Raw genomic sequence first — 7,173 nt, 5'->3', positions numbered from 1 at the left:
GATGATCTGAAGCAACTCGCTATCGAAACCTACATAACTCTTTGTTTACCAAGGAGTTTTCCGTTTCGACTGCGCCGGAAGTGGGGCGAATTATAGACTTCCAGAATCTGCCGTCAACCCTTAATTCAGCTTTTCTATCAAATAGGCATTTCTGGCTAAAAACCGACCAACTTCCCTCTATATAGAGAGCCTCAACAACCCTCTATATAGAAGAGAAGCTTCAGATGACCCCGGCCTCCCTCAAAGCCGACACATTCGCTGGCGTCAAACCCAGCACTTGCTGCAGCACCTGATAGGTATGCTCACCCAACAGCGGAGGTGCGCTGCGGTATTCAACAGGCGTCTTGGACAGGCGCATAGGACTTGCCACCTGGGGCACAGTACCAGCCAACGCATGAGGCAACTGCATCGCCAACCCGCGCGCTTTTACCTGAGGATCGGCAAACACCTGCGCCAGGTCATTGATCGGGCCGCAAGGCACACCTACTCGCTCCAGCTGAGCTACCCATTCAGCCGTGCTCTTGAACACGGTAGCCTGACGGATCAACGGAATCAGCACCGCCCTGTTGGCCACTCGCAGCTTATTAGTTGCAAACCTAGGATCATCCGCCCACTGGGGCTGCCCAGCCACTTCGGCAAATTTGCGGAACTGCCCATCATTACCCACAGTAAGAATGAAATCGCCATCCGCCGTAGGAAAATCCTGATAGGGAACGATATTCGGATGAGCGTTACCCAGACGCTTTGGAGAGACGCCCGTCGTCAGGTAGTTCATCGCCTGATTAGCCAGACAAGCCACCTGCACATCCAGCAACGCCATATCGATATGCTGGCCGCCACCATCATGATCCCGGTGAGCCATGGCCGCCAGGATCGCAACTGTCGAGTAAAGCCCCGTAAGAATATCCGTCAGCGCCACGCCAACCTTAACCGGTCCGGCGCCGTCTTCACCCTCCGGGCGGCCAGTCAGGCTCATCAGCCCGCCAAGCCCCTGGATCATGAAGTCGTAGCCCGCCCGCGTCGCATAGGGCCCGGTTTGACCAAACCCGGTAATCGAGCAGTAGATCAACTCCGGATTGATCTCCTTGAGCGACTCATAGTCCAACCCATAGGCCGCCAAGCCGCCTACCTTGAAGTTCTCGATCAGAATGTCGGACTTCGCCGCCAGGTCACGCACCAGCTTCTGGCCCTCCGGCCGCGTGAAGTCGATCGTCACCGATTCCTTGTTGCGATTGGCAGACAGGTAATACGCCGCCTCAGTGGTGTTTTCCCCATACGCATCCTTGAGGAAGGGTGGCCCCCAGGCACGAGTGTCGTCGCCATTCCCGGGCCGCTCGACCTTGATCACTTCAGCGCCAAGGTCTGCAAGTATCTGCCCGGCCCAAGGGCCCGCCAGCACTCGCGACAAATCCAGTACCCGCAGGTGCGAAAGCGCGCCCATGGTCGTTCTCCTATTAATAGAACGCCTGAATACCGGTTTGCGCTCGCCCCAGGATCAATGCATGCACGTCGTGAGTACCCTCATAGGTATTCACCACTTCAAGGTTGACCAGGTGGCGGGCAATGCCGAACTCATCCGAGATGCCGTTACCACCGAGCATGTCACGCGCCATCCGGGCAATGTCGAGCGACTTGCCACACGAGTTACGCTTCATGATCGAGGTGATTTCCACAGCCGCAGTGCCCTCATCCTTCATACGACCCAACCGCAGGCATCCTTGCAGCGCCAGGGTGATTTCAGTCTGCATGTCTGCGAGCTTCTTCTGGATCAGTTGAGTAGCCGCCAAAGGCCGCCCGAACTGCTGGCGATCAAGGGTGTACTGACGCGCGGTATGCCAGCAGAACTCCGCGGCCCCCAAGGCACCCCACGAGATCCCGTAGCGTGCCGAGTTAAGGCAAGTGAACGGTCCTTTCAGGCCACGCACATCCGGGAAGATGTTCTCTTCAGGAACAAACACGTTATCCATGACGATTTCACCGGTGATCGAGGCGCGTAATCCGACCTTGCCATGGATCGCCGGAGCACTCAGGCCTTTCCAACCCTTTTCCAGCACGAAGCCGCGAATGTCGCCCGCATCGTCCTTGCCCCACACCACGAACACATCCGCAATCGGGCTGTTGGTAATCCACATCTTGCTGCCAGTGAGGCTGTAGCCGCCATCCACTTTGCGCGCGCGGGTAATCATCGCGCCCGGGTCGGAACCATGGTTAGGCTCGGTCAGGCCAAAGCAGCCAATCCATTCACCAGAGGCCAGCTTCGGCAGGTATTTCTGCTTTTGCGCTTCGGTACCGAATTCATTGATAGGCACCATCACCAGTGAGGACTGCACACTCATCATCGAACGGTAGCCAGAGTCCACACGCTCTACTTCACGAGCGATCAGGCCATAGCTGACGTAGTTCAATCCACTGCCACCGTACTGCTCTGGAATCATCGCCCCCAGCAGGCCGGTCTCACCCATTTCGCGGAAGATCGCAGGGTCAGTCTTTTCATGGCGGAAGGCTTCGAGAACACGGGGCGCCAGCTTGTCTTGGGCGAACTGTTCGGCACTGTCGCGCACCATGCGTTCTTCTTCGGTGAGCTGTGAATCCAGCAGCAGTGGATCGATCCAATTGAAGCTTGCCTTACCGCCCATGAGTGAGTCCTCGCGAAGTAAATCAAAAGTCGTGCATGGAGCCTAGGCCGGGCAGGCGAGGAGGGCAAACGAGGATTTTGCATAGCCTTGTGCTAATTTCTCACTCCGTAACATTCAAAAGCGGCATAGATGCTCTTTACTTGTGAGGTCACGGTACATGCGCAGAAAAATTCCCAGCACCACGGCGCTGGTCAGTTTCGAGGCTGCAGCCCGCCACGAGAGCTTTACCAAGGCGGCACAGGAGCTTTCGATCACCCAGGGCGCAATCTGCCGACAAATCGCCAGTCTTGAGGAGTTTTTAAGTGTCGAGCTGTTTCGACGCTCGCGCCGGGGCGTGAAACTGACAGAAGCAGGGCTTTCCTACAGTCGCCGGGTGGCTACGCAACTTGACGCCGTGGAACGCGACACCCTTTCGATCATGGGACAGCAGGGCACCAACGTTATTGAACTGGCGGTGGTCCCGACCTTCGGCACCCAATGGCTGATCCCACGCCTCAAGGACTTTCAGCACCAGCATCCCGAAGTCACCGTCAACCTGACCAACCGCACACGGCCTTTCCTGTTCGCCGATACCGAATTCGACGCGGCAATCTACTTTGGCGATGCCGACTGGTCCGGTACCGAATCCCACAAACTGATGGGAGAAAACCCGCTCCCGGTATGCAGCCCGCGCTTGCTGGACGGTCGCACGCACTTCACTGCACACGAAATCGCCGAACTGCCCCTGCTGCAACAAACCACTCGACCCTATGCCTGGCGCCAGTGGTTCAACGCGCAACAGCTGGACATACCCCGCGACATGACAGGCCCGCGTTACGAGCTATTCTCCATGTTGTCCCAGGCAGCCATGCACGATATGGGCATTGCACTGATACCGCCGTTCCTTATTCAAAGGGAACTGAGCGATGGGCACTTGGTGATTGCCAGCCCTCAGGTACTGGCGAGCTCAAAGGCTTACTACCTGATGATTCCCGAGAGAAAGGTCGAATCAGCTTCTCTGCATGCGTTCAGAGACTGGCTGATTGATCAGTCGCATCGTTACAACCCCAATATCTAAAGGGTCTTCGTCAATTTATTAACTTTGTAGTCAACAAAATAAAATACCTACATATGTATATATATGTCGCAATTTAGAAGACCGCATCTTTTGACCCTGAAATGGCCTTTAAGCCATGTAGGTATTGGCCTGTAGCCATAAAATTGCAGCGATGCCCAAGCATTCACGTCGGCGATGGAGAAGCGCTGATATTTCGGTAAAAACTCTTTAATCTCCTGTATTTAAACGACTTTAATCTATCCATTGCGACAATCGGTCACGGGGTGACTTGTAGTTAATTTTTCGTCACCCGTCATAATCTCTTGAAGGCCGTAAAGTTCGCCTGCAAAATGCCGCGCCCCGCTGTATTTCAGCGGGATCGTGCTGATCGGCCGCCCAGATTCGCCTGTCGTGGCGCACTGGCCTTTTACAAAAATCAAAGCAAAAAGATCATGCAGGAGATTTGACGTGCACATTGGTGTTCCTCTCGAAACCCAGACCGGTGAAACGCGGGTGGCTGCCACCCCGGAAACCATCAAGAAGCTGATCGGCCAGGGCCACAAGGTCACTGTGCAAAGCGGGGCAGGCATCAATGCCAGTGTCGTCGACAGTGCCTATGAAGCGGCAGGCGCAACCATTGGCAACGCCAGTGATGCATTCGGCGCCGAGCTGATCCTCAAGGTAGTAGCCCCCAATGACAGCGAACTGACGCTGATCAAAAGCGGCGCAGTGCTGGTGGGCATGCTCAATCCGTTCAGCAACGAAACCATCACTCGACTGGCCGAGCATGGCATCACGGCCTTTGCCCTTGAGGCCGCGCCGCGCACCTCCCGCGCGCAGAGCCTGGATGTGCTTTCTTCCCAGGCAAACATTGCCGGCTACAAGGCTGTACTGCTCGCCGCCCATCACTACCCACGCTTCATGCCAATGCTGATGACCGCCGCCGGTACGGTGAAAGCCGCTCGCGTGCTGATTCTTGGAGCTGGTGTAGCAGGGCTGCAGGCGATCGCTACCGCGAAACGCCTGGGTGCGGTCATCGAAGCGTCCGACGTGCGTCCGGCGGTAAAGGAACAGATCGAATCCCTCGGCGCCAAGTTCGTCGACGTGCCATACGAAACTGATGAAGAACGTGAATGCGCGGTTGGCGTGGGCGGTTACGCGCGCCCAATGCCAACAAGCTGGATGCAGCGCCAGGCCCTGGCCGTGCATGAACGTGCCAAGCAAGCCGACATCGTCATCACCACCGCACTGATTCCGGGCCGCAAGGCACCGACCCTGCTCAGCGCCGAGACCGTCGCTCAGATGAAGCCAGGCTCGGTGGTCATCGACCTCGCCGCAGCCCAGGGCGGCAACTGCCCGCTGACCGTGGCAGACCAGGTGGTCGTGGAAAACGGTGTGACCATCTGCGGCCCGACCAACCTGGCCGGCGCCGTCGCCGCCGATGCCTCGGCGCTGTACGCACGCAACCTGCTGGACTTCCTGAAGCTGGTCTTCACCAAGGAAGGGCAGTTTGAAATCAACCTCGAAGACGACATCGTCGCCGCGTGCCTGATGTGCCGCGACGGCCAAGTCATCCGCAAAAACGCCTAAGCAGGGATTCAGACGATGGAAGAGCTTATTTCCCCCGGTATCTACAACCTGATCATCTTCGTGCTGGCGATTTATGTCGGTTATCACGTGGTCTGGAACGTCACCCCGGCCCTGCACACCCCGCTGATGGCCGTGACCAACGCAATTTCGGCGATCGTGATCGTCGGCGCCATGCTGGCAGCCGCACTCACCGTGACACCACTGGGCAAGACCATGGGCACCCTGGCCGTAGCCCTCGCGGCGGTCAACGTGTTCGGTGGCTTCCTGGTTACCCGCAGGATGCTTGAGATGTTCAAGAAGAAAGCCCCGAAAGCAAAAGAAGAGGCGCCATCGTCATGAGCATGAATCTGGTCACGACGCTCTACCTGATCGCGTCGATCTGCTTTATCCAGGCCCTTAAAGGCCTGTCACACCCGACGACGTCCCGGCGCGGCAACCTGTTCGGCATGCTCGGCATGGCGCTGGCAGTGCTCACCACCGTGGGCCTCATCTATAAGCTCGGCGCCGAGCTGGCCACTGCCGGAATTGGCTACGTCATCGTTGGCCTGCTGGTCGGCGGCACCGCCGGCTCGATCATGGCCAAGCGCGTGGAAATGACCAAGATGCCGGAGCTGGTGGCGTTCATGCACAGCATGATCGGCCTGGCTGCAGTGTTTATCGCCATCGCCGCAGTCGTGGAACCACAGTCGCTGGGTATCGTGAAACACCTGGGGGATTCGATCCCCGCCGGTAACCGCCTGGAGTTGTTCCTCGGTGCAGCCATCGGTGCAATTACGTTCTCCGGCTCGGTCATCGCCTTCGGCAAGCTGTCGGGTAAGTACAAGTTCCGCCTGTTTCAGGGCGCACCAGTACAGTTCGGCGGTCAGCACAAGCTGAACCTGGTGCTGGGGCTGTTGACGCTGGGCCTGGGCCTGGCCTTCATGTTCACCGGCAACCTCAGCGCCTTCGCATTGATGCTGGCCCTGGCGTTCGTGCTGGGCGTGCTGATCATTATCCCGATTGGCGGCGCCGACATGCCGGTGGTCGTCTCGATGCTCAACAGCTACTCCGGCTGGGCTGCGGCGGGGATCGGCTTCTCGCTGAACAACTCGATGCTGATCATCGCCGGTTCGCTGGTGGGTTCAAGCGGTGCGATCCTGTCGTACATCATGTGCAAGGCGATGAACCGCTCCTTCTTTAATGTACTGCTCGGCGGTTTCGGCAACACGGCAGACGCCGCCGGCCCGGCCGGCTCGAAAGAAGCGCGCCCGGTGAAATCCGGCTCGGCTGACGATGCAACCTTCCTGCTGACCAACGCCGATACCGTAATCATCGTACCGGGCTACGGCCTGGCGGTGGCACGGGCACAACATGCACTGAAAGAGCTGACCGAGAAGCTGACCCACCGCGGCGTGACCGTGAAGTACGCGATCCACCCGGTTGCAGGCCGTATGCCTGGTCACATGAACGTATTGCTGGCCGAGGCAGAAGTGCCTTACGACCAGGTGTTCGAGATGGAAGACATCAACTCCGAGTTCGGCCAGGCCGACGTGGTGCTGGTGCTAGGCGCCAACGACGTGGTCAACCCGGCCGCCAAGAACGATCCCAAGTCGCCCATCGCGGGCATGCCGATCCTCGAAGCGTTCAAGGCCAAGACCATCATCGTCAACAAGCGCTCGATGGCCAGCGGCTATGCCGGCCTGGACAACGAACTGTTCTACCTGGACAAGACCATGATGGTCTTCGGCGACGCCAAGAAGGTCATCGAAGACATGGTCAAGGCCGTCGAATAAACACTGCGCCAGCGCAGTACCCAAAACCCTGGCCTTTAGTAGGCTGGGGTTTTTTATTACCGGTAAAAACCGACAAAAGGCTCTAAATCGCTGCCTGGCATTCGACCATGGTAGCGGGACGAAATTTTTTGAAATCACT

Annotated in this window: 6 protein-coding genes; 4 read left to right on the top strand and 2 right to left on the bottom strand. The window is 57.7% G+C overall.

Annotation, left to right across the window (positions count from 1 at the left end; all coding sequences use genetic code 11):
- Nucleotides 1-220: 220 nt before the first annotated feature.
- Both HX815_RS09945 and HX815_RS09940 read right to left on the bottom strand, forming a co-directional pair.
- The gene (locus HX815_RS09945; RefSeq protein ID WP_102367845.1) at nucleotides 221-1,441 is read right to left on the bottom strand and encodes a CaiB/BaiF CoA-transferase family protein; all 1,221 of its coding nucleotides are present in this window, start codon (nucleotides 1,439-1,441) and stop codon (nucleotides 221-223) included.
- A 13-nt stretch (nucleotides 1,442-1,454) separates the two neighbouring features.
- Nucleotides 1,455-2,636 carry an acyl-CoA dehydrogenase gene (locus tag HX815_RS09940; protein ID WP_010168706.1) on the bottom strand — a complete coding sequence of 394 codons (1,182 nt, stop codon included), beginning with the start codon at nucleotides 2,634-2,636 and terminating at the stop codon, nucleotides 1,455-1,457.
- Nucleotides 2,637-2,793: 157 nt separating this feature from the next.
- Between HX815_RS09940 and HX815_RS09935 the strand changes: the two genes are divergently transcribed.
- The 4 genes from HX815_RS09935 to HX815_RS09920 all read left to right on the top strand — a co-directional run bounded on the left by HX815_RS09935 (nucleotide 2,794) and on the right by HX815_RS09920 (nucleotide 7,034).
- Nucleotides 2,794-3,693 carry a LysR family transcriptional regulator gene (locus HX815_RS09935; protein ID WP_168197498.1) on the top strand — a complete coding sequence of 300 codons (900 nt, stop codon included), beginning with the start codon at nucleotides 2,794-2,796 and terminating at the stop codon, nucleotides 3,691-3,693.
- A 447-nt stretch (nucleotides 3,694-4,140) separates the two neighbouring features.
- Nucleotides 4,141-5,262: a Re/Si-specific NAD(P)(+) transhydrogenase subunit alpha gene (locus tag HX815_RS09930; protein WP_003214747.1), complete on the top strand. Its 1,122-nt coding sequence runs from the start codon at nucleotides 4,141-4,143 to the stop codon at nucleotides 5,260-5,262.
- A gap of 15 nt (nucleotides 5,263-5,277) precedes the next feature.
- The gene (locus HX815_RS09925) at nucleotides 5,278-5,601 is read left to right on the top strand and encodes an NAD(P) transhydrogenase subunit alpha (protein ID WP_008439664.1); all 324 of its coding nucleotides are present in this window, start codon (nucleotides 5,278-5,280) and stop codon (nucleotides 5,599-5,601) included.
- Complete coding sequence (locus HX815_RS09920; protein WP_003214748.1) at nucleotides 5,598-7,034, top strand: NAD(P)(+) transhydrogenase (Re/Si-specific) subunit beta; 1,437 nt, start codon at nucleotides 5,598-5,600, stop codon at nucleotides 7,032-7,034. Before HX815_RS09925 ends, HX815_RS09920 begins: the two co-directional genes overlap by 4 nt.
- The last annotated feature ends 139 nt before the right edge of the window (nucleotides 7,035-7,173 follow it).

The organism is Pseudomonas sp. E6002 (assembly GCF_013385565.1).
Classification (GTDB): Bacteria; Pseudomonadota; Gammaproteobacteria; order Pseudomonadales; family Pseudomonadaceae; genus Aquipseudomonas.
The sequence above is the reverse complement of the archived record's forward strand: the minus strand, read 5'-3'. Positions and strand labels throughout refer to the sequence as shown.